The 23,251-nt window shown below is 42.7% G+C and carries 14 protein-coding genes; all 14 read left to right on the top strand.

Annotation, left to right across the window (positions count from 1 at the left end; genetic code table 11):
* The first annotated feature begins 22 nt into the window (after window positions 1-22).
* A complete protein-coding gene (locus ACFP56_RS04385; RefSeq protein WP_379231512.1) occupies window positions 23-4,045 on the top strand; it encodes a family 43 glycosylhydrolase in 4,023 nt (1,340 codons plus the stop codon).
* Window positions 4,046-4,346: 301 nt separating this feature from the next.
* Window positions 4,347-5,729: an extracellular solute-binding protein gene (locus ACFP56_RS04380; RefSeq protein ID WP_379231510.1), complete on the top strand. Its 1,383-nt coding sequence runs from the start codon at window positions 4,347-4,349 to the stop codon at window positions 5,727-5,729.
* Between the two features lie 90 nt (window positions 5,730-5,819).
* Window positions 5,820-8,717 (top strand): extracellular solute-binding protein, encoded by a 2,898-nt coding sequence (locus tag ACFP56_RS04375; protein WP_379231508.1) that lies wholly within the window; start codon window positions 5,820-5,822, stop codon window positions 8,715-8,717.
* 17 nt (window positions 8,718-8,734) lie between these two features.
* The gene (locus ACFP56_RS04370; RefSeq protein ID WP_379231506.1) at window positions 8,735-9,691 is read left to right on the top strand and encodes a carbohydrate ABC transporter permease; all 957 of its coding nucleotides are present in this window, start codon (window positions 8,735-8,737) and stop codon (window positions 9,689-9,691) included.
* Window positions 9,692-9,693: 2 nt separating this feature from the next.
* Entirely contained in the window at window positions 9,694-10,569 is an 876-nt protein-coding gene (locus tag ACFP56_RS04365) for a carbohydrate ABC transporter permease (RefSeq protein ID WP_379231504.1), read from the top strand.
* 15 nt (window positions 10,570-10,584) lie between these two features.
* The gene (locus ACFP56_RS04360; protein WP_379231502.1) at window positions 10,585-12,045 is read left to right on the top strand and encodes a hypothetical protein; all 1,461 of its coding nucleotides are present in this window, start codon (window positions 10,585-10,587) and stop codon (window positions 12,043-12,045) included.
* Window positions 12,038-12,664, top strand: a complete 627-nt coding sequence (locus tag ACFP56_RS04355) for a YIP1 family protein (RefSeq protein WP_379231784.1) — start codon at window positions 12,038-12,040, stop codon at window positions 12,662-12,664. The genes ACFP56_RS04360 and ACFP56_RS04355 overlap by 8 nt, the downstream gene beginning before the upstream one ends.
* Window positions 12,665-12,677: 13 nt before the next feature.
* Window positions 12,678-15,236, top strand: coding sequence for a DUF5696 domain-containing protein (locus ACFP56_RS04350; protein WP_379231500.1), 2,559 nt, complete (start codon window positions 12,678-12,680; stop codon window positions 15,234-15,236).
* Complete coding sequence (locus ACFP56_RS04345; protein WP_379231498.1) at window positions 15,233-16,147, top strand: carbohydrate ABC transporter permease; 915 nt, start codon at window positions 15,233-15,235, stop codon at window positions 16,145-16,147. Before ACFP56_RS04350 ends, ACFP56_RS04345 begins: the two co-directional genes overlap by 4 nt.
* A 16-nt stretch (window positions 16,148-16,163) precedes the next feature.
* Entirely contained in the window at window positions 16,164-17,111 is a 948-nt protein-coding gene (locus tag ACFP56_RS04340) for a carbohydrate ABC transporter permease (RefSeq protein WP_379231496.1), read from the top strand.
* An 83-nt stretch (window positions 17,112-17,194) separates the two neighbouring features.
* Window positions 17,195-18,487: an endo-1,4-beta-xylanase gene (locus ACFP56_RS04335; protein ID WP_379231494.1), complete on the top strand. Its 1,293-nt coding sequence runs from the start codon at window positions 17,195-17,197 to the stop codon at window positions 18,485-18,487.
* An 82-nt stretch (window positions 18,488-18,569) separates the two neighbouring features.
* Window positions 18,570-20,777: an ABC transporter ATP-binding protein gene (locus ACFP56_RS04330; RefSeq protein WP_379231492.1), complete on the top strand. Its 2,208-nt coding sequence runs from the start codon at window positions 18,570-18,572 to the stop codon at window positions 20,775-20,777.
* A complete protein-coding gene (locus tag ACFP56_RS04325; RefSeq protein WP_379231490.1) occupies window positions 20,777-21,271 on the top strand; it encodes a DUF1854 domain-containing protein in 495 nt (164 codons plus the stop codon). Before ACFP56_RS04330 ends, ACFP56_RS04325 begins: the two co-directional genes overlap by 1 nt.
* Window positions 21,272-21,439: 168 nt before the next feature.
* Window positions 21,440-23,248: a family 43 glycosylhydrolase gene (locus ACFP56_RS04320; RefSeq protein ID WP_379231488.1), complete on the top strand. Its 1,809-nt coding sequence runs from the start codon at window positions 21,440-21,442 to the stop codon at window positions 23,246-23,248.
* Window positions 23,249-23,251 lie beyond the last annotated feature (3 nt).

Here is a 23,251-nt window from a genome sequence, read left to right as displayed (position 1 = left end):
TATTGGGGGGATTGCTGTAAAGGTGAATGCAAGTAAACGGAAAATGGTTCTTTTGCTGTCAATCGTCTGTATTGTGATCGTGAGCGTATGGCTGCTTGATAGAAAGCAACAGGATCAGCAGAATGAAGAAATTCCAGTTGTTAATGGATCAATGGCGGCCAACCCTATTTTTTTATCTGATGTTCCTGATCCAGATGTCATTAGAGTGGATGATGCCTACTATATGGTGAGCACGAGCATGCATATGATGCCTGGTTCTCCTATTATGAAATCAACGGATTTAGTTAATTGGGAAATAGTAGGATATCCATATGAGCGGTTGGAGGAAAATGACGCGCACAATATGCGAAATGGCATGAATGTGTATGGTCAAGGCACATGGGCAAGCAGTTTAAAGCATTATAATGGAACGTTTTATGTGCTTACCGCAGCACTTGATTCGGGAAAAACGTATTTGTTCTCTGCGCAAGACCCGAGTGGCCACTGGGAACGAACGGAGTTTAATGAATATTTGCATGATCCCGCTCTATTGTTTGATGATGATGGTAAGGCCTATATCATTTATGGCGTTGAAAACTTTTCAATTAAAGAGCTGACCTCGGACTATAAGGCTATTAAGCCAGATGGACTTAATAAAGAAATATTGACATCTGGAAAGCCAGGTATGGAAGGGGCGCATGCTTATAAAATCAACGGCAAGTACTACATCACTGCAATCTGGTGGGAGAAGGGGCAAATTCGTAGACAATACATTTACCGTGCTGACCAGCTAGACGGTTCATATGAGGGTAGGCTTGCTTTAAGCGATACTATGGGCTATAAGCATAATGGCGTTGCTCAAGGTGGACTCGTTGAGACACGAGATGGCAGATGGTATGCTATGCTGTTTCAGGATCATGATGCTGTCGGTAGAGTTCCAGTGCTTGTTCCTGTTAAATGGGAGGAAGACTGGCCGGTATATGGGGAAGAAGGCAAGGTTCCATTAACATTCACAGCACCAGGAATTAGCGATTTTACGACTGCATTAACAAAAAGCGATGAATTTTACCAGACAACAGATCATGCAACGGCATCGAACGCTGAAAACAATCAAGTACCATCAACAGCTCCATCAGGTGGAGTTGAATTGATCGTCAACGGTTCATTTAACAGTGGCATTGCGGATTGGAGCGGCAAGGATCAGGCGAGCATTCAAGTTATAGCTGATGCACAGTCGAATGAAAACCAAGTTGCACATATTTTTAATCGCAAGGCAACTTATGCTGGCATTGAACAAAATGTGACGGGAAAAATTAACGTCGGAGAACGATATCTTGCAAGCTTTAAAGTTAAGTATACAGAAGGACCTGCATCCAAGGAGTTTGTATTGACAGCAAGAAAGATTGTTAACGGCGAAACCACTTATCAAAATCTTATTAGAGGAACGGCCAAAAAAAATGAATGGACTGAAATAACAGGGACATTTGCCATCGAGGATGATCCAGCATTTGTGTATCTATTCATCGAGACGCCTTGGACAGCGGAGCCTGATCCGGAACAGGATTGGATGGCATTTTATGTTGATGATGTAACTGTGCTGTCAAATCCTCTTTCATCAAATGAGCTGGCCGAGGGGATGCCAAACGGATCGAAGCTTGGCTTGCAATGGCAGTGGAACCATAATCCAGACAACACAAGATGGTCGCTTACAGAGCGGCAAGGCTTCCTAAGACTTCACACTGGTTCTGTCGTCAATCATTTGCTGGAGGCGCGCAATACGCTTACGCAGCGTGCACAGGGACCAACAAGCTCTGGTTGGATTCAACTGGACACGCGGAATATGTTGGATGGCGATGTTGCAGGGCTGGCTGCTTTTCAGCAGGAGTATGGCTTTATTGGTGTAACACAGGAATCAGATGAGCAGTATCTCATTATGGTGAATAAAGGAGAAGAAATTTCGCGACAGAAGCTGACGCATTCCTATATCTATCTTAAAGTTGATTTTGATTTTACGATTGATCGGGCTCAGTTTTATTACAGTCTGAATGGTAGAGAGTGGGAACTGTTTGGCAATACATTGGAGATGAACTATACCATTCCTCATTTTATGGGGTATCGATTTGCATTGTTTAATTATGCGACAAAGCAGTCTGGAGGCTATGCTGACTTTGATTTCTTTAGATTTAGCCCTGAAGCCACAGGCAGCAAGACAGCCTATAGCCTGTCCGCTTATCTGAATGATAGCATGCTCACGCTACGCAAGGACAGGGATAGCGAGTATGAAGCTCAGGTACTGCTAGATGAATGGCCGGAAGAGCTGGATATTGAGAGAATTGAAGCTGTAATGCAAGTGCCACAGCTATTTAGAGTGAGTGCCATTCATACGCACGGGTCGAATATGTCTAATGCAGACATTACGTTTGACCATGATGGCGATAGGCTTATGCTGCACATAACTCGCATAGATTCAACCAAACCGATGTATACGAATCAGGATGGAAGCAGAGTTGTTGTTACAATCAATCTATTACTAGCCCAGGAGTTGAGCGAAATGAAAAATGAAGAAATTAAAGTAGAGCAAGTAACGATTTTTGATACAGATAAGAAAGAAACAAACATTGATGTAAGCGGAGCAGTGACCAAGGCCTCCTATACACCTCCAGCCTCTGCAGTAGGCAAAGAGATTGGCTACGGCAACCCGCTCGTTTCATTTAAGTTTGGAGCTGATCCTTATGCTCTTGTGTATGACGGTCGCGTTTATTTGTACATGACCAATGATCGTCTGGAACACGATGAGAATGGTGAAGTTAAGGACAACACGTACAGCACGATCAATAAGCTTGGCGTTATTTCTTCTGACGACCTCGTGAACTGGACCGATCACGGTGAAATCAATGTAGCGGGCAGTGAAGGTGCAGCGAAATGGGCTTCACAATCATGGGCTCCAGCGGCTGTGCACAAGGTTATTAATGGTGAGGATAAATTTTTCCTATACTTCGCTAATAATGCGAGCCATATCGGCGTGTTGATGAGCGATAGTCCTACAGGACCTTGGATTGATCCGATTGGTCAGCCGCTCATTACTAGACAAACACCTGGGGTAGCAGACGTAACGTGGCTGTTTGACCCTGCGGTACTGGTTGATGATGATGGGCAAGGCTACATCTATTTTGGTGGCGGAGTACCACAAGGACAGGATGCGATGCCTAACACTGCAAGAGTTATGAAGCTCGGAGATGATATGGTGAGCGTTGTAGGTGAAGCGGAAGTGATTCCTGCGCCTTACATGTTCGAAAACTCTGGTATTAATAAGGTGAATGGCAAATATTATTATACGTACTGCTCCAATTTCTACAACGGCACACGTGAGGAAGGCAGCCCGCCTCCCGGGCAAATTGCTTATATGGTAAGCGATTCGCCAATGGGACCATGGACGTACGCTGATACGATTTTGAAAAATCCAGGACATTTCTTTGACGTAGGCGGCAATAATCATCACGTTATTTTCGAATTTCATGGCACATGGTACATTGCATATCACGCTCAAACGCTATCGAAGGCAATGGGGGTACCAAAAGGCTATCGCTCTACACATTTAAACAAAGTGAACTTCCTGGCAGATGGCTCGATTGAAGAAATTATCGCCGATTATAAAGGTGTAGAGCAAGTGAAGTCATTAGATCCATTCAAACGTGTAGAAGCAGAAACAATTGGCTGGAATGCCGGTATTGGCATAGAGGCGAGTGCAGATGCTGGCAGCGGCAGAGTGGTGACAGGCATCGATGATGGTGATTGGATCGGCGTATCTAATGTCGATTTCGGAAGTGAAGGAGCGGCTTCATTTCATGCAGCTGTATCAGGAGGAGCTTCTCCAGCGTCCATTGAACTGCGCCTTGGAAGCCCGGAAGGTGAGCTTATCGGTGAGCTGACTGTGCCTGCTTCAATAGCTGGCATCCAATCGACGGAGCTTATCAATAAGGTGAATGGCGTGCACAATTTATTCTTTGTATTTAGAGGTGCTGCTGGCAGCGATTTATTCACTTTTGACTACTGGAATTTCCAATAATAAAGCGAGATATACAAGGGCATATGGGTTACAAACAGCCTCAGCATCGAAACAGATGCTGAGGCTGTTTTTGTCAGGGTAATGGTCTGGCTGGAGAAAGCGTTAAAACCACCACTAACCCAATGTTTATATAGCGTGCAAATCTTTACTTGTTGCATGGTGATGGTTACCCGAAAACCCTTGTCAGTAAAGGAAATCTATAATTAAACAGGTAACTGATCTAAAGAGAGTAAGGTTGTTGCAACTCCGATGTAAGCGCTACACTTTCACTGTAATCATAACACAATTAGGGGGAAGCAAAATGCGTAAGAACAAAACGATGTTAATGATGCTGTGCCTTGTATTTGTATTAATACTAGCTGCTTGCAGCAGTAATTCAGGGACAACACCTTCCAACAATGGTGAAACACCTCCAGCAAATGAACAAACACCTTCCAATGACAATGACGCTGAAGAAGATGTAGTCGTAGGAAACCCTAACGCAACGCCTGAAATGGATTTTGATTTGGGAGGACGCACGATTAAAGTCGTATCCTGGTGGGATATGTCAATTCCAGAGGACAACCCAGACAATATCCAGCGTAAAGCTAATTTGGAAGCCTTAATGGAAAAACACAACTTTAACATTGAATACATTGCTATTGATTATGGCGAGTATCAAACAAAAGTTGTCGCATCGTTAATGGCTGGAGAACCGCTTGGGGACATCGTTCGTCTAGGCAAAACGTATACGGTTCCAACACTGGTCAAGCAGGATCTATTATGGCCGCTTGATGATTATGTGAAAAATGAAAACGCTTTTAACGTCAAGGTTACAAAAGAGCTGTACACTTACGATGGTAAAGGCTATGGCTTCACAGATGACAAAGCTAACCATACAACAGGAATCTTCTATAATCGCACACTTATGAATCAGCTTGGCTTAAAGCCGCTGCAGGATTACGTGAATGAGGACAATTGGAACTGGGATACATTTATCCAGGTTGCCAAGGAAGCTAATAAGGATACAAACAATGATGGAAAAATAGATACTTGGGGACTGGCAAACCGCGGGTTGCTCGAGCCAGCACTTTTCTCCAATAATGCAGAACTTACTTCAGGAGATAAACAAAACCTGGATGATCCAAGAACATTAGAAGCATTAAACTTTGTTTCTCGTCTTGCAACGGAGCAAGTATCCAGACCTACCGAAGGTGGAGATTGGACAGAACCAAGCCAATTTTTCCGTGAAGGCAACACCTTGATGTATGTAGGAGCTATGTATGAGGTGAACGGCATTAAAACGGATATGGCGGATTACGATATCGGCTTTGTACCGCTTCCTAAAGGACCAAGTGCAACGGAATATCATTCTGGCGAAGCGTTATACCAAGCATTAACGATTCCAAAAGCAGTAGATAATCCGGAACAGCTCATGTACATTTGGGAAAAAATCAATGACATTGAATCTATGTACGATTATCCATCTCAAGCTTCATTCGAAAGCAATTTCGACAATGAAGATGATATCAATAATGCAAAAATGGCACAGGCAGGATTAGTCGTAATTGATCATTTTACATTCCCATCCTTGCCATATTGGGATTTTGAAGGTGAATTGACGTCAGGAACATCCGTTTCGACGGTAGTTGAAAAGTACAAATCTACGTTCCAAGCCGCAATTGATGAAATATATGGTCAATAAGCATCAAGTTTAAATGTAATGTTAGTCCCCATTATGCAGATCGTAATGGGGACTAACAATGATGATGCAGCTTCGCAAGGAGGGAAGAAAGTGAAAAAAATTAAAAAGAACTACGTGATTATCTTCCTAGTTCTTGCCCTAATTATAACGTCTGTTGCAGTGTATAATCCTTCTCGATCATCTGATAATCATGTAGCACTTGCAATGAGTGATTTTATTGCAGTAACGGACGAGTCGAACGAGAATGACTATACTCATTACTTGCAAAGACATGAACATGCGTCCCGTCCCAATCAGATTATTCGAATCGAAGGTGAACAGTTTTCTGAAGTAGATGGGGATGGCTTTGACATTGTTGACCAATATCAAGGTTTGTCAGGAAAGGCAGTTATTACGCCAGAGACAGGCTCGATTAGCTGGAAGGTCCAATTAGAGACAGCAGGCTTGTATAACATCAAAATTCACTATTATCCGATTGAAGGAAAAAGCTCTTCAATCGAAAGAGAGTTTTTAATCAATGGTCAAATCCCTTTTAAAGGCGCTGACATTTTATTGTTCAATCGAGTATGGGGCAATGCTAGCGATGAAATTAGACAGGACGATCGCGGCAATGATCTACGACCTAGACAAATTGAAAAGCCATCATGGCAAGTTATGTCCTTTATAGATGGCTACGGATATTATGAAGATCCGTATTTATTCTATTTTGATCAAGGTGAGCAAACGATTACATTAAACGCGCTTCGAGAACCGATGGCAATCGACTATATAGAGCTGTATCAGGAAAAAGAGCTTTTGAACTATGAGCAGCTTAAGCAGCAATATGAAGCCGAAGGTATTCGCGAAGCTAACAACCAATCGATTATTATTCAGGCTGAGGATGCAACGAAAAAATCATCACCAACGCTGTATGCTCTGACAGATCGATCAAGTCCTTCAGTGGTGCCTTATCACGTTTCAAAGCTCCGTATAAACACAATCGGAGGGGTGAACTGGAAGCTGCCAGGTCAATGGATCGAATGGGAATTCGAAGTTGAAGAGGATGGCTTGTATCACATAGCACTAAAGCGCAAGCAGGATCAATTGCGTGGCGTATACTCAACCCGTAGTTTAACGATTGATGGCGAATATCCATTTGAGGAAATGAAACGCATCCGTTTTAACTATAACACAGAATGGCAAATGGACGTTCTCGGTGGCGAGGACCCATACTTGTTCCATTTAACGAAAGGCACACACCGTATTAGGATGATGGTGTCACTAGGCGATATTGCGCCGCTTCTTCGCACGATTGAATCAAGCGTACTTCAATTGAATGAAATGTATCGGAAAATATTGATGATAACATCTAACACTCCGGACCCATATCGCGATTATCAACTGGAGAAGCGCATACCTGATTTGCTGGAGGTATTTTCTACACAGGCTGATACGATAGCTTCCGTTGCTGAATATCTCGAGGAAACGACTGGTGAACGCAGTGATAAAGTTTCGGCGCTTCATTCTACTGTTGTTCAATTGCGAGATATGGTTGAATCTCCAGAAACAATCGCCAAGCGACTGCAGACATTCAAAATCAATGTCGGCAGCTTGGGAACCTGGATTCTACAAGTAAAGGAGCAGCCGCTAACGCTCGATTATTTGGTGGTTTCTTCACCAGATGCTGAGCTTCCGCGAGCTGATGCAAATTTCTTAGAGAATGTAAAGCATGAACTTGGTGCTTTAGTCGCTTCCTATACTGAGGATTACGACAGTATCGGAAATATAGAGCAAAAACAACGATCCATTTCAGTATGGATCACAACAGGTCGTGATCAGGCACAAGTATTAAAGGGCATGATAGATGATTCCTTTACACCAGAAAGCAATATCTCGGTACAGCTAAGACTAGTGCCTGGAAACATCTTGCTTCCTGCGACATTAGCGAATGAGGGACCTGATGTTGCCTTGCAATTAGGTGAGGATGTTCCGATTAACTATGCAATGAGAAACGCGGCAGCAGATTTGACTCAGTTCGCAGATTATGATTCTGTTATATCCCGTTTCCGGAAAAGTGGTATTGTTCCTTACGAGTACAATAACGGCGTATACGCACTTCCGGAGCAGCAATCGTTCCCAATGCTGTTTTACCGTAAAGATATTTTGGATGAATTAGGAATAGAAGTGCCGAAAACGTGGCAGGACGTATATAATATGATTTCTGTCCTGCAAAAGCATAATATGGAGTTTTGGCTGCCTCTTGAAAATCCAACGAACAACGTAAGTCTTGTGCCGAACGCAACGTTTGCGATGCTGCTCTATCAAAACGGCGGAAAATTTTATCGTGATGAGGATAAGAGAAGCGCACTAGATTCAGAAACTTCTATGGAAATGTTTAAGCGCTGGACGCAATTCTATACGAATTACAAATTCCCGCTAACAGCGGATTTTCCGAATCGTTTTAGAACGGGCGAGATGCCAATCGGAATTGCGGATTATACAACGTACAATCTGTTAACGGTCATGGCACCAGAAATTCGTGGTCTATGGGATTTCACACTGGTACCTGGCACAGAGCAGGCTGATGGCACAATCAGCCATCAAGTTGCAAGCTCCACGACAGCAGTTATGATGCTTGAAAATGCAGTCGATAAAGAAGCTGCGTGGGAGTTTATGAAATGGTGGACTTCAAAGGATGTTCAAATTCAATATGGACGCGAAATGGAAGGCCTAATGGGCGAGGCTGCACGTTATCCAACAGCCAACATTGAAGCGCTGGAGGAACTGCCTTGGCCAGTTAAGGACTACAATAACCTGGAAAGTCAATGGCAGTGGGTCGAAGGGATTCCTCAGGTGCCAGGCGGCTATTTTACTGGAAGACATTTAGATAATGCTTTCAGAAAAGTTGTCAATGGCAATGAAAATCCGCGTGAGGCACTATCCGACTACATCCTTTACATCGATGATGAAATTGCGATTAAGCGAAGAGAGTTTAATTTACCTTATTAGTGTGGAGGTGGAAGCCGATGCAAACTGAAACGAATAGTCAAACGGTACAGGGCTCCATCCAACCGATGAAATCATCAAGGTTGGCTCGTGTTGCTGGCGAGCTGAAAAGAAATAAGCATTACTATATCTTGATGAGTCCGTACATGATTATATTTTTTACTTTTACCGTCATACCAGTCGTTTTTTCTTTACTGTTAAGCTTTTTCTATTTCAATATGCTGGAGTTTCCACGATTTGTTGGCTGGCAAAATTATTCGCGACTGTTTCTTAATGATGATGTGTTTATGATCGCATTGAAAAATACATTTTTATTTGCCGTTATTACAGGGCCTGTGAGTTATATCGCGTGTTTTATCTTTGCCTGGATTATTAACGAGTTGTCTCCGAAGGTCCGTGCTTTTATGACACTCGTTTTCTACGCGCCATCTATATCTGGGAATGTGTTCTTTATATGGCTTATCGTATTTTCTGGTGATAGCTACGGGTATCTTAACGGGTTTCTAATGAAGATCGGCATTATTTTGGAGCCTATCCAATGGTTAGCCGATGAGAAGTATATTCTGGCGATCGTCATGATTGTTCAGCTATGGCTAAGCTTGGGTACGAGTTTCCTTGCATTTATTGCCGGGTTGCAGACAATCGACAGATCCTTAATCGAGGCTGCAGCGGTCGACGGTATCCGAAACAGATGGCAGGAGCTGTGGTTTATCACGCTGCCATCTATGCGTCCTCAATTAATGTTTGGTGCGGTTATGCAAATTACAGCGTCCTTCGCTGTAGCTGATATTTCCATTGCACTAGCCGGTTTTCCGAGTGTCAATTATGCAGCGCATACAGTCGTTACCCATCTAATGGATTACGGTACAATTCGTTTCGAAATGGGTTACGCTTCAGCGATTGCAACGATTCTGTTTGGTCTAATGATTGGAACGAATTTGCTGACACAGAAGCTGCTTAGAAAGGTGGGTGAGTAACGATGGGATTAAAATTAATTGCTCGTTTGCGGGCGCCTAGAAAGCTGAATCGCTCGTTTACGGTCAGTTTCTTGCTATTCGTGCTCCTTGCCATGTTTGGTTCATTTATGGCACTGCCGCTGATCTATGCGGTTAACAATGCTTTTAAGCCATTGGACGAACTATTTATTTTCCCACCTCGTTTTTTTGTTAATAATCCAACGCTGGATAACTTTTTTGATCTGGTAGCGATTATGGGCAATTCGTGGGTTCCGCTGTCTCGTTACTTGACGAATACATTGCTTATTACAATCATTGGAACGGCAGGGCACATCATTCTTGCTTCAGCCGCTGCTTATCCATTGGCGAAGTATAGGTTTTATGGATCTAAAACGTTGTTTTCCATCGTTGTATTATCATTAATGTTCTCCGGACATGTTACAGCAACTCCTAACTACATGGTTATGTCATGGTTAGGCTGGATCAATACACATGCATCTATTATCGTTCCTTCACTTGCGTTTCCATTGGGATTGTTCTTGATGAAGCAGTTTATGGAGCAAATTCCCGATGCATTGCTGGAAGCGGCAAAAATCGATGGGGCAAATGAATATCGTATTTATTGGACAATTGTTATGCCGAATGTAAAGCCAGCCTGGCTAACGTTGCTTATTCTTCAGTTTCCAGCGCTTTGGGGAACAGATGGAGGAAGCTTCATTTATAGCGAGAATTTGAAGACGCTCAATTACGCATTAGGCCAGATTGTACAAGGCGGGATTGCTCGTGCAGGTGTCGGAGCTGCAGTAGCCTTAATACTAATGATTGTTCCGATTACGCTCTTTATCATCTCGCAAAGCTCTGTCATTCAAACAATGGCAACTTCAGGGATGAAAGAGTAGAAGGGGGGTACAGTCATGAAATTAAACCGCATGTCGAAAAGATTCGTGATGCTTACGCTATGCTGTGCATTGTTTTTTAGCTCAGGGTCTATGCTTGTTCAGGCTGAAGGTGCTTCCAATTCGTACAATTACTCCTTCTGGGGCAATACGGTTGTATCTCCAGCAGCTTATGAACCAACGAATATCGTAACCGGAGCTAAACTAGGCGTTGACAGCTTTAAAGATCCGAGTGATCTGCATGTATCAGAGGATCAAACGATATATTTGCTTGATTCAGGAAATCATCGCATCATCGTAATGGATAAAAATTATTCCTTAATAAACATCATTGATGGTTTCAACAATGGAGGTCAGCAGGACGGCTTTTCTAATCCGCAGGGGATGTTCGTAACAGAAGATAATCAGATCTATATTGCAGATACAGGCAATAAGCGCGTCGTGCATCTCAACGAACAATTACAGCTTGTACAAATCGTCGATTCACCACAATCTGAATTGCTTCTGCAAAACTACGAATTTTTGCCGGTTCGAGTAGTCGTAGACAAGGCCAAGCGTATCTATGTCATGGCGACTGGTGTGTTTGATGGCTTTATGGAATTTAGCGCAAGTGGTGATTTTACCACTTTTATCGGGGCAAACCGAGTGAATGTTGATCCGATTGAATATCTTTGGAAGATGTTATCTACCAAAGAGCAGCGCAGTCAAATGGTACAATTCACACCGACTGAATTTACTAATCTGGACATTAATGACGAAGGCTTTATTTACGCAACCAATGGAGATCAATGGGGCGAAAATATCAAAAAACTGAATGCTCAGGGCAATGATATTTTAAGAAGAGAAGGCTACTTCAGTCCAAGAGGAGACGTACGTTACAGATCAGCAGAAGGACCTTCCAGACTCATTGATATTGACGTTGGGGATAGTGAAATCTACTCCGTGCTGGATTCCAAGCGCGGTCGCATATTCACATACAACGGTGACGGACATCTTATGTATGTATTTGGCGGACTAGGAAATCAGCTTGGAGAATTTACGATGCCGATCGCCATTGAACGAGTTGGCGATGATATGCTCGTGCTGGATAAAGCACTCGGCGAGATTACGATCTTCAAAACGACAGCTTACGGCCGAACATTAAATGAGGCGGTGCGCAGTTATTATCGTGGAGATGAGGAAGCAGCTTTTCAACGATATCTTGAAACAATTAATATGAATGCCAATTTGGAATTTGCCTACTCTGGTATTGGTAAAGCCCTTTTAAGACAGGGCAATTATAAAGAGGCAATGAAATACTTCAAGGAAAGCTACGACAACAAAGGATATTCAAAGGCATTTTTACTTTATCGAAAAGAGATCATGAGAGCTTATTTTCCGACAATTATGACGTCCATAGTAGGATTACTGCTAGTCCTTATAGTTTGGAGAAAAGTGCGTAAATGGAAGGGAGGAAAAAAGATTGTCACCATTGAGTAAGGAAGTCGTAAAATATCCTTTTTATCTTATCATCCATCCCTTTAATGGCTACTGGGAGCTGAAATATGAGCGCAGTAATAAAATAAATCTCATTATCTCCTTTGTTATATTACTTATGCTTGCGCTTACAAACATATTGCACTCTCAATATGCTGGTTTTTTAGTCAATTTGTATAATCCAAAAACAATGAACAGCTTAATGGAGGTTGTCTATGTAGTTGTACCCGTGCTGTTCTGGTGTGTTGCGAATTGGTCGCTTACGACGCTAATGGATGGAGAGGGGAAGTTTGTTGAAATTTTCAATTCGACTTGCTTCGCGCTCATTCCGCTAGTCATCATTAATTTTCCTTGGATATGGCTTAGTAATTTAATTGCAGTGGAAGAGACAGCCTTTTTCTACTTTTCCGGCAGCTTCGCAGTTGTTTGGTTTTTATTCTTATTATTTGTAGGTAATATGACGGTGCATCAATATACTCCGCTTAAAACGATTTTTACGATGCTGTTGACACTGGTGGCTATCGGATTTATGGCATTCCTTTGCTTGCTATTTTTTAGCTTGGTGCAGCAAATTATTTCCTTCGTATCCGTCATCTATCAAGAAATCGTCATGAGAGGCTAGGGGGAGGATCGCAATGAGGTTAGCAAAAAAATGGATCGCTTTATTCATCGCGGTTGTACTCTTGGCTGGTTGTGCAAGTACGCAGCAGGCGAATGAAGCGATGGAAGAAAATAACGACAATCAAGTTCAAAATGAAAGCACAAGCCTTCAAGCTAAGCCTGTCTCTGCTGCTTTTACAAGCAATGCGGTTGCAGGCATGAAGGGAATGCTGGAAAATGATCAACTGCAACTGTATGTCAGTGACGAAACTGGCGAGATAGCGGTTGTTCAGAAAAAAAGCGGCGAAGTATGGTATAGCAATCCGTTAGAAAGAGATGCGGATACCATGGCATCAGGGATCAATAAGGATATGTTGTCTGCACAGCTGAAGCTTGACTTTTACAATTCCTTCGGTCAAATCAACTCGATAAACTCCTACACCGACAGCGTTGCACATAAGCAGCTCAAGGTGGAGCCGATAGAAAACGGCGTAAAAGTGACATATCAATTTGGATCGGCGAAGCGCTCATCAGAAGATTTGCCAATGAGGCTGAGCAAGGAAAGATTCGAGGAATTAACGGGCCAAATGGAAAAAGCAGCGCAGCGTGCGCTATTGATTGCGTATAGGGAAAATAAAGATCTAGAAGTGTATGAGAGAAACGATAGTGCATTGCAAGGGCTGCAATTGGAGAGAGCATTGCAGGCATTTGATTCAATCGGATACACGGAGGAAGATCTGATCAAGGATGCAGAGGAGCATAATCTTACGCAAACGAAGCCCGAGCCGAGAGTTTTTTATGCATCCATTGTTTACACGCTAGATGGGGATAGCTTAATTGCAACGATTCCTGTAGAGGAAATTCAGTATCCGGATGTATTCCCGGTTAATATGATTTCAATGCTGAGCTTTTTTGGGGCAGGAGATGCTCAGGAAACAGGCTCTATCCTAGTTCCGGATGGCTCAGGCGCATTGATTCACTTTAATAATGGAAAAACGAAATACCCAGCATATAAACAGTCAGTTTATGGCTTGGATATGAGCATGGAAACAACCGAGGATGCGAATAGAGAGCAAAAGGTTAGATTGCCCGTATTTGGCATGATTCGTGAAAACAGTGCATTTCTCGGTATTATTGAGCAAGGTGCAGCGGCAGCACTTATTAACGCTGATATCAGTGGTCGATTGAACAGCTACAATTATGTGTATCCAAGCTTTTACGTCGTCAATAAAGGCGATGTAACGCTAGATGCCAATGGACAGCGTCGATCCCTACCAAAGTTCCAGGAGAATCCGATGAATACTGATTTTTCAGTACGTTATGTGTTCCTTGGCAAGGATCAGGCTTCTTATTCAGCTATGGCGCAATACTATCAGCAATACTTGCAAGAGCGTAATGGCCTGCCTCAGCGGATAAGCGAAGCATCCAGCTCAAGCACGTTCTATCTGGAACTGATTGGCAGCATTACAAAGCTTAAGCATTTTGCTGGTATCCCGTATCAAGCGCTGGAGCCGCTAACGACCTTTGATCAGGCGAAAGCGATCATTGCAGAGCTTGAGGAAAGAAAAATTACGGAGCTTGCCGTTAAGTATTCTGGTTGGTTTAATGGAGGACTCGATCATAAGGTTCCTTCAAAGGTTTCAGTAGATAGTGGAATTGGCGGCAGCAAAGGCATGAAAAACTTTGTAGCCTATGCTGAGGAAAAGAACATTGCATTATTCCCTGAGACAGCCTTACTTATTGCAAATACCAACAAGGGCTTTAACGAGAGAAATCAGGCTTCCCGTACGCTTAGAGAAATTCCAGCAGTATTGTATCCGCTTGATCTGGCATTAAATCGACGTGACCGTGAAAAGTCACCATCCTACATCGTATCGCCGCGCTTAGTGGAAAGTTACACTAAATCTATGCTGAAAGGCGTTGGTCAATACGATACGAGCGGTATTGCACTAAGAGATTTGGCAGATTTGCTTAACAGCGATTTTTTGAAAAACAAGCAAATAGATCGGGTGGAATCAGAACAGATTTCCATACAAGCGCTGCAAATGATTCAGGAGCAGCATGAACAAGTGCTTGCAGATGGTGTAAACGCTTATGCACTTCCGTACGTTACGAATATTACAAATGCACCGATGACGAGCAGCAAATTCAAAATAGAGGATGAATCGATTCCATTCTATCAAATGGTCATCCGCGGCTATATTGATTACGCAGGCTCGCCTTATAATCTATCTACCTATACGAATGACAAGCAATATATTCTAAAAACGTTAGAATACGGCTCCAATGTGTACTTCAAATGGATATATGAACCCAATCATTCGGTGAAGGACACAGATCAAAATGATTTGTTTGCTGTAAATTATGAAATATGGTTGGAAAAGGCGACTCAGATATACAGTGAGGTCAATGACTTCTTACAGCAGGTTCGTACAGAACGCATCATAGGTCACGAAAAGCTAGGTGAGGGTCTCTATAAAACAACCTATGAAAATGGCATGTATGTCATCGTTAATTACAGTCAAACAAGTGTAACAGTCGATGGCAAAACTATTAATGCCGAGGGCTATATAACAGGTGGTGATCGTTCATGAAAATTGGATTGAAGCTCGGCATGAAACAGCGTACGTATGCGCAGCAAAAGGCGTTTTGGGGATTTCTATATGTGTTGCCATGGCTGTTAGGCTTTATCTTTTTCTTCCTGATTCCATTAATTTCTTCATTTCGCTACAGCTTAAGTACCATTACTGCAAATGCACAAGGAATGATGATCGAATTTATTGGATTTAAGAACTATATTGATGCACTTACTGTAAATACCAGCTTTAACCGTACCTTGACCGAATCCATTATAAATATGGTTGTTAATGTTCCGCTTATTGTTATTTTCAGCTTGTTTTTAGCGGTTATCCTTAATCAGAAATTTATTGGTCGGTCGGTGGCCCGTGCTGTCTTTTTCTTACCCGTTATTCTTGCATCTGGTGTTATTCTACAGTTGGAAAGCACGAGCTTGATCCAGGCAGTAAACGATCAAAATGCAGGCGGTTCAGGTGTAATTAATGCATTTAGCAGCTTTGAGCTGCAACGGCTAATGCTGGAAGCGGGTGTGAGTGAAACAATTGTCATTTATTTGACAGGTGCGGTGGATCGCATTTACGAAATTGTCAGTCTGTCAGGTGTACAGATCCTGATCTTCCTGGCGGGAATTCAAACCATACCGCCCCAATTGTACGAGGCATCGAAAATGGAGGGTGCAACGGGTTACGAGGCTTTTTGGAAAATCACATTTCCGATGGTAAGTCCACTTATTCTCGTTAACGTCGTGTATACGATTATCGACTCGTTCTCTCGCAACGCCTTAACGAGCTTGATTCGCGAGACTGGTTTCACTAAATTCAACTTCGGCTTAAGCTCTGCAATGGCGTGGATCTATTTCTTGTGCATCGCGATCATATTGGCTATTAGTACGGCAATAATTTCAAGAAAAGTATTCTATCACGAATAGAAGGAGGGTGTGGAGCTTGAGTCTATCCAAATTTTTATCATTCGAAAACTGGAAGAAATGGCTATGGTCATTCGTACGGTACACCCTAATTCTTGGCTTGGCATTCGTAATTTTGTACCCAATACTGCAAAAAATATCAACTGCCATTAAAGATAAGTCTGATTTGTATTCTCCTATTGTAGTTTGGATACCGCAAAACTACTCGCTAGACAACTTTGTTCAAGTTATCAGAGTTATGGATTATTGGGAAACGTTGCTGAACACCTTTACGTTGTCGGCAATGACGACGGTATTGACCGCGATCTCTTGCGCACTGGCTGGTTACGGGTTTGCTCGTCTCAAGTTTAAGGGCAGCAATCTATTGTTCGGCGGGGTATTGTTAACCATTTTGGTTCCACCGACTACCATTTTGATTCCTATTTATTTGAATTTGAAAGATTTTACCTTAATGGGAATCATTCCTTTAATAACTGGGAAACCAGTCAATTTGCTGAACTCCTATTGGCCATTCATACTAACATCGATGACGGCTAATTCTTTGAAGGCAGGGTTATACATTTTCATTTTCAGACAGTTTTTCAGAGGTATTCCTAAGGAAGTGGAGGAGGCTGCTTATATTGATGGAGCGAATATTAGCAGTACCTTTACGCGTATTATGCTGCCAAATGCGATTCCTGCAATTATTACGGTTACACTGTTCTCGTTTGTTTGGCAGTGGAACGACAGCTTTTATACCACAACCTATTTAACTTCAAGTAAAGTGATGGCGACTCAATTATCGTCATTACCGTATAATCTGGGCATGCAAATAGACGGTGGGGATGCATCTCAGGCGGATCCATTCTATTTGAGCATGGTTCAGGATACGGGGATTTTAATGGCAATATTGCCGCTCATCATCATTTATTTATTCGTACAGCGTTACTTTGTAGAAAGTATTGAAAGAACGGGGATTGTTGGTTAATAACAGAATTAAGAGACGCCGAGTGCTGAGCATGTATTAGGTTCACACAAGGCGTTTCTAATTTTCAAGAGAGGCAGGCACATATGTTGAATCGTATTCAAAAAAAACAAGCGGTCATCATCGGCATTACAGCTGCCGTTGTGCTAGCGCTCCTACTGATCATCATCGTAACAAGCAACCAAGGAAACAAGTCGTCAGAAAGCAATGATGTGGCGGTATCGAATCAGGTGATTCAGGAGGAGCAGGATGAATTGCCAGAAGAAAGTGAAAGCCCTCCTCAGGAGACGCTAGAGCCCGAACCAGCACCTACAGCAGCTGCAGAGCCATCGGTCGAACAGGATATCCCTTCTCTGCATGAAGTATTCGCTGATTATTTTCCAATTGGTGCAGCAATCGAGCCTTTTCAAACTAAAGGATTGAAGGCTGAGCTTTTGAAGAAGCACGTTAATATGATAGTTGCAGAAAATGCGATGAAGCCTTCATCCATCCATCCTACTGAAGATCAATATAATTGGGGCCCAGCTGATCAAATTGTACAGTTTGCTAAGGAAAACAATATGCAGCTTCGCTTCCACACATTAGTTTGGCACACTCAGGTTGGTGATTGGTTTTTCATAGATCGAGACGGCAAGCCGATGATAGATGAGACAGATCCTGCTAAACAGGAAGCGAATAAACAGCTGCTGCTGGAGCGTCTTGATTCCCATGTCCGGACAGTCGTAAGCAGATATAAAGATGATATTGTATCATGGGATGTTGTGAATGAAGTTATTGAACCTAATGATCCTGATGGAATGCGAGCAAGCCTTTGGTATCAACTAACGGGTACTGATTATATTGAGACCGCTTTCCGTGCTGCACGAGAGGCAGGAGGGGAACATATTAAGTTGTATATCAATGATTACGGCACGGATGATCCTACTAAGCGTGAGCTTATCTATGAGTTAGTTAAGGAACTGCTTGACAAGGGAGTACCTATAGATGGGGTAGGTCACCAGACTCATATTAGTATTCATTGGCCGCCAACGGATTTAGTTATCGAATCTATGGAGCGTTTTGCAGAGCTTGGGTTGGACAATATCGTAACAGAGCTGGATATGAGCTTATATGCGTGGAATGATCGCAGCGATTTTGGAGACAACATTCCGGAAGATGTGCTCAACAAGCAGGCAACTCGCTATCGTGAGCTATTCGAAGCATTTAAAGCAAAGCAAGATATTTTAAGTGAGGTTGTGTTCTGGGGAATTGCCGATGATCATACATGGTTAAGCGGCTTTCCAATAAAGCGAACAGAGGCTCCGCTCTTGTTCAATGATGTTTTACATGCGAAGCCTGCTTTCTGGGCAATAGTAGATCCCGAAAAACCAATTGAGTAAATGAAGAGGAATAAATAAGCTAAGCAGCAGATAATTTTGATCTGCTGCTTTCTTCATCGCAGACTTGTTGAAAAAGAGAGGAATGAAAAAGCATATGGTAGACATTACAGCGTTGCCAGAGATATTCAAGTCACAATTGAATGAGGAGCTGCTTTTCAGCGTCAAATCAGACTTGGATATAGACGGAAAAATTGCTGTTCAATGGCTGGCAATTACGCACGATGAGGTCGTGTTATGGCAGGAGCAGCAGTCAGTTCCGTTAAAGAGGATGGCAGTACATACGATGAAGGAAGCAAGAGCAGTAAGCAATATAGGAAGTGGCATGCTTATTGTGGAAACAACAGAAGGGCCAGTAGTAGCAGCACGCTATACGTCCTCGCTAACTTCACCTATGAGCTTTGCTGCTAAACTTATATCTGCGCTTGCACAAGGGGAAGAGCTGCCGACTTTAACGAAAAGTGATGTACCTCGTTATTGCTCAACCTGCAATAGTCCTTTGGAGGAAGGAACTCAATTTTGTGAAGTTTGCATGAGCAAAAAATATGCAGCATTGCGAATGTTAAGCTATTTAAAGCCTTACAAATTCAAAGGCTTGATGGCGCTTTGCCTATTGGTGCTTACTACGCTGGTGGAGCTGATTCCGCCTTATCTGACGAAAATTATAGTCGATGATGTGCTGCAGCCGCAGCAGACAGGGACAATTTTTATTATCGTTATTGCTGCCTGGGTGGCGACGCTCGTCGTCATGTCAAGCATGCAGGCATTACGAGGATACATTGGTGTTGCGATCAGTTCAAAATTGATGGGGGATATACGGAAGGATGTATATCAATCACTTATGAAACTATCTCTAGCTTTTTTTGATAGAAGGCAAACCTCTCAATTTATTAGCAGAGTGAACAACGATGCAGAATCGATGCGCCAATTTATGACCGATGGTGTCATATATATCGGCGGACATCTGCTGCGCTTCGTATTTATTTTAGTCATAATATTTTCAATGGATTGGAAGCTTACGCTGCTTGCATTAGCGCCTATACCGTTTCTCGTGTTTTTGTCCGTAACAATATGGCCTAAGGTCGGGCGTCGATTATATCAGCAATGGCGTGCCATCTACCGATTAAATATGCAGGTTGGAGACACGCTGCAGGGGATTCGTGTCATAAAAGCCTTTGGACAAGAAAAGATGGAATTGACGCGCTATCATGCTGCCAATAAAGAAGTCGTTTACCACGATATGCGCTCTGAAAAAATGTGGCAATTTTTCTTTCCGGCTTTCGGTCTTATTACGAGTCTTGGTACGGTGCTCATTTGGTATCTAGGAGGTCAACAGGTACTAAGCAGTGAGCTGCAGTTAGGTGTGCTGCTCGCATTTGTTGCTTACCTGGGAATGCTCTTTGGTCCAATTCAATGGCTGAGTCAAATGATTAGCTGGACGAGTAGGGCTATGACAGCTTCACATCGCATATTCGAAATTATGGACACGCCTGCCGATGTATCCGATCATCCACAAGCGGTCAAGCTTTCTCAAATTAAAGGGGATGTGGTTCTCAAGGATGTGACCTATGGCTATGAAAAGCATCATCCCGTTTTGAAAAATATTAACCTTGATGTTAAAGCAGGAGAAATGATCGGTCTGGTGGGACATTCCGGTGCGGGGAAGTCAACGTTCATCAACTTGCTATGTCGTTTTTATGATGTCGATGAAGGCGAAATTACGATTGATGGTGTATCTATACGCAACATCGAACAGACAGAGCTAAGAAGACAAATTGGTGTTGTTCTGCAGGAAACCTTCTTGTTTGACGGGACAATTGCCGAAAATATCGCTTATTCGAAGCCTGACGCAAGCCCGGAGGATATTATGCGTGCTGCAAAAATAGCTAATGCGCACGATTTTATCGTTCGCCTGCCCGATGGCTATGATACTCGTGTCGGCGAGCGCGGACACAAGCTGTCTGGCGGCGAAAAACAACGCGTTGCGATTGCTAGAGCTGTTATTCATGATCCGAAAATATTAATTCTTGATGAAGCAACGGCTTCGGTGGATACGGAAACAGAACGCCAAATTCAAGAAGCGCTTGCAAACTTGGTAAAAGGCAGAACAACGTTTGCAATTGCCCATCGCCTTTCAACTTTACGCAATGCGGATCGATTGGTTGTTTTGGATCGAGGAAAAATGGTTGAGCTTGGGACACATGAGGAGCTGCTGGAAAAAACAGACGGTGTCTATCGCAAGCTGGTTGATGCGCAAATGGAAATGTCAAAAATTAAAGGAGTGGGATCATAATGAGTGTTCAGGATATTCGTATCCTTTCGCCAGACGATTGCTATATCTATCGTGGCGAGGGAGGCGTCTTGCAAGGGATCATTGCTGGAAAGACCTATCACGAATTGCTCATATACCTAGCGTTTCCGATGCATCATACAAGCGGTTACGTTTCAGTTCGAAATAAAGAGGGGGATGAGATAGGGATTATTCGTGACCTATCAAAACTTGATCGAGACAGTGCTGCACAATTGAAAGAAGAGATAGAGCTTCGATATTTTTTGCCAAAAGTTATGAAAATTCATTCGATCAAGCAAAAGTCGGATCGTTGGTTTTGGGAACTGGAAACGCATCTCGGTTCTATCCGCATTATTATGCGAAATTTACATGAGCACATTCATTTTCCAGGAGGAAACCGTATTATATTATCTGACCTCGATGGAAGAAGATGTGATATACAGGATTGGCAGCAACTAGATGCCACGAGTCAAAGATTATTAAAAGATATTTTATAATCAGAAACCTATAAATTGACAGGTATATCAACCGCTATTAGACATGTTGCTGATGCAGGTAGCGGTTGATATAGTTCATAAATGTAAGGCTAAGTCAACTACACGTTTGGATCGATCCCATTTCCATATGATCTGGCGTGCCATTATATTAAAGTAAGGAGTAATATAGTGAAACGAACGGAAACAGCATTCATTCTTTGTTATACGAGAACCGCTCAAGAAAGCGAAGTTTATTCTGAGAAGCTCGCTTACAGTATGCATTTGGCATATAGTGAGGATGGAACGAGTTATACGCCGTTAAATGATAATTCTGGCGTGTTATTTGCTAAAGCGGTTTCAAATGAAAATGAGACATTGACAGCGAAGAGCTTGAAAAACCCCTACATATTCGAGCTAAAGGATGGAAATTACGGTGTCATTGCACAGCGAACTGAAGCAGATGGTTCTAAGGATCAAGAAAGTGTCGGCTCAGTATTGCTGTTTCGATCATCGAATCTCATTCACTATGAGGAGCTTGGGCAGCTGAACGTTAAATCTGATAGCTATGTAGAGGACGCGATTTGCTATTATGAGCAAGAGCGTTCAGTGTATGTCATACACTGGCGTGACGAGGATGGTCAGTATTACAAAAATACGATCGATGATCTGAACTTGCTGGATCATGCAACTCCTCCAGTCAAGGCTGAAGCGTTTCAGCTACAAGGCAATAAGGGCTTAGTTAAGGATGCCAATGAACGTAATGTCATTGAAATTCCACAAAAACTGGGTACAACAATAAAGAATAAGCTTGGCAGAATTTATAACCATTCGGTTCATGTACCAAAAGTGATCGAAGCAGCATCCTTAATAGAATTAGAGAACATCCGAGCGACTGCTATTTATAGTGATGGATCAACGGCAAATAAAAAAGTAAAATGGGATACGAGTGCAGTTGATTGGGAACGTGCGGGTTCTTATGAGATAAAAGGAGAAGCTTACCAGCAATTTTATCGCTTTCCTATCGCATCTCATCGTGCCGATCCTTGCATGATGTACTTTCAAGGCTCTTACTATTTTATTGCAACAGATGATACAACAGCAGGCAATTTGCGCTTCTTTGTAAGAAAAGCTGATACCATTGACGGTATCGAGCATGCCGAGGAGCATCTTATACTAGATCAAAACAGCTACCCAGAGCTGAAGATGTTTTTTTGGGCGCCTGAATTTCATATTATAGGAGATGACCTCTATCTCTTGTTCGCATGCAGCAGCGGTGAATTTGTTGATATCCGTAGTCAAATGATGAAGCTAAAGCCAGGTGGAGAGCCGATAAAAGCTGAGGATTGGGAAAAACCGATTCCAGTAATTAAGAATGACGGCAGCCCATTGTTTACTGATGGTATTACGCTTGATATGACATATGTAGAAGTAGATGGCGGACATTACGTTCTGTGGGCACAAAGACAATTTAAGCCTGTAGATACAGGATCATGGCTATACATTGCAACGATTGATCCAATAAAGCCATGGCAGTTGACCTCCGATCCAGTTCTTATTTCCAAGCCAGAATATGGTTGGGCGAACAATCATACGTTTGTAGATGAAGGTCCGTATGCCATTATTGATCAAAACTATATTTATATGACGCTTTCAAGTGCCCTGGTGAACGCAACCTATTGTGTAGGCATGCTTAGAGCAGCAAGAGGCGCTAATTTACTTGACCCTGCTAGCTGGATCAAGTGGAACTATCCATTGCTAACTTCACGTTCGGTAGAGGGTGAGTTTGGACCAGGACACAACAGCTATATCGAGGATAGAGAAGGTAATTTACTTAACGTCTATCATGCACGTCCAGGATTAAATGCACCGAGAAGTACAGGAATTCGAAGAGTTCATTTTGATATTGATGGAGAGCCGGTACTTTACTTGACAGAAGAAGAAGATTTAAACCCAGAATTGCGTTCAGTAGCGTCAACACTAGTGATACCTGAACGATAACGG

The sequence above is a fragment of the Paenibacillus septentrionalis genome, from assembly GCF_042659865.1.
GTDB classification, from domain to species: Bacteria; Bacillota; Bacilli; order Paenibacillales; family Paenibacillaceae; genus Pristimantibacillus; species Pristimantibacillus septentrionalis.
This window is presented reverse-complemented; position numbering and strand designations above follow the sequence as displayed.

Bases quoted from the DNA above. Each gene is read 5' to 3' on its own strand.
- ACFP56_RS04380 (WP_379231510.1), top strand. From the start codon at position 4,347: ATGCGTAAGAACAAAACGATGTTAATGATGCTGTGCCTTGTATTTGTA.
- ACFP56_RS04370 (WP_379231506.1), top strand. From the start codon at position 8,735: ATGCAAACTGAAACGAATAGTCAAACGGTACAGGGCTCCATCCAACCG.
- ACFP56_RS04365 (WP_379231504.1), top strand. From the start codon at position 9,694: ATGGGATTAAAATTAATTGCTCGTTTGCGGGCGCCTAGAAAGCTGAAT.
- ACFP56_RS04360 (WP_379231502.1), top strand. From the start codon at position 10,585: ATGAAATTAAACCGCATGTCGAAAAGATTCGTGATGCTTACGCTATGC.
- ACFP56_RS04350 (WP_379231500.1), top strand. From the start codon at position 12,678: ATGAGGTTAGCAAAAAAATGGATCGCTTTATTCATCGCGGTTGTACTC.
- ACFP56_RS04345 (WP_379231498.1), top strand. From the start codon at position 15,233: ATGAAAATTGGATTGAAGCTCGGCATGAAACAGCGTACGTATGCGCAG.
- ACFP56_RS04335 (WP_379231494.1), top strand. From the start codon at position 17,195: ATGTTGAATCGTATTCAAAAAAAACAAGCGGTCATCATCGGCATTACA.
- ACFP56_RS04330 (WP_379231492.1), top strand. From the start codon at position 18,570: ATGAAAAAGCATATGGTAGACATTACAGCGTTGCCAGAGATATTCAAG.
- ACFP56_RS04325 (WP_379231490.1), top strand. From the start codon at position 20,777: ATGAGTGTTCAGGATATTCGTATCCTTTCGCCAGACGATTGCTATATC.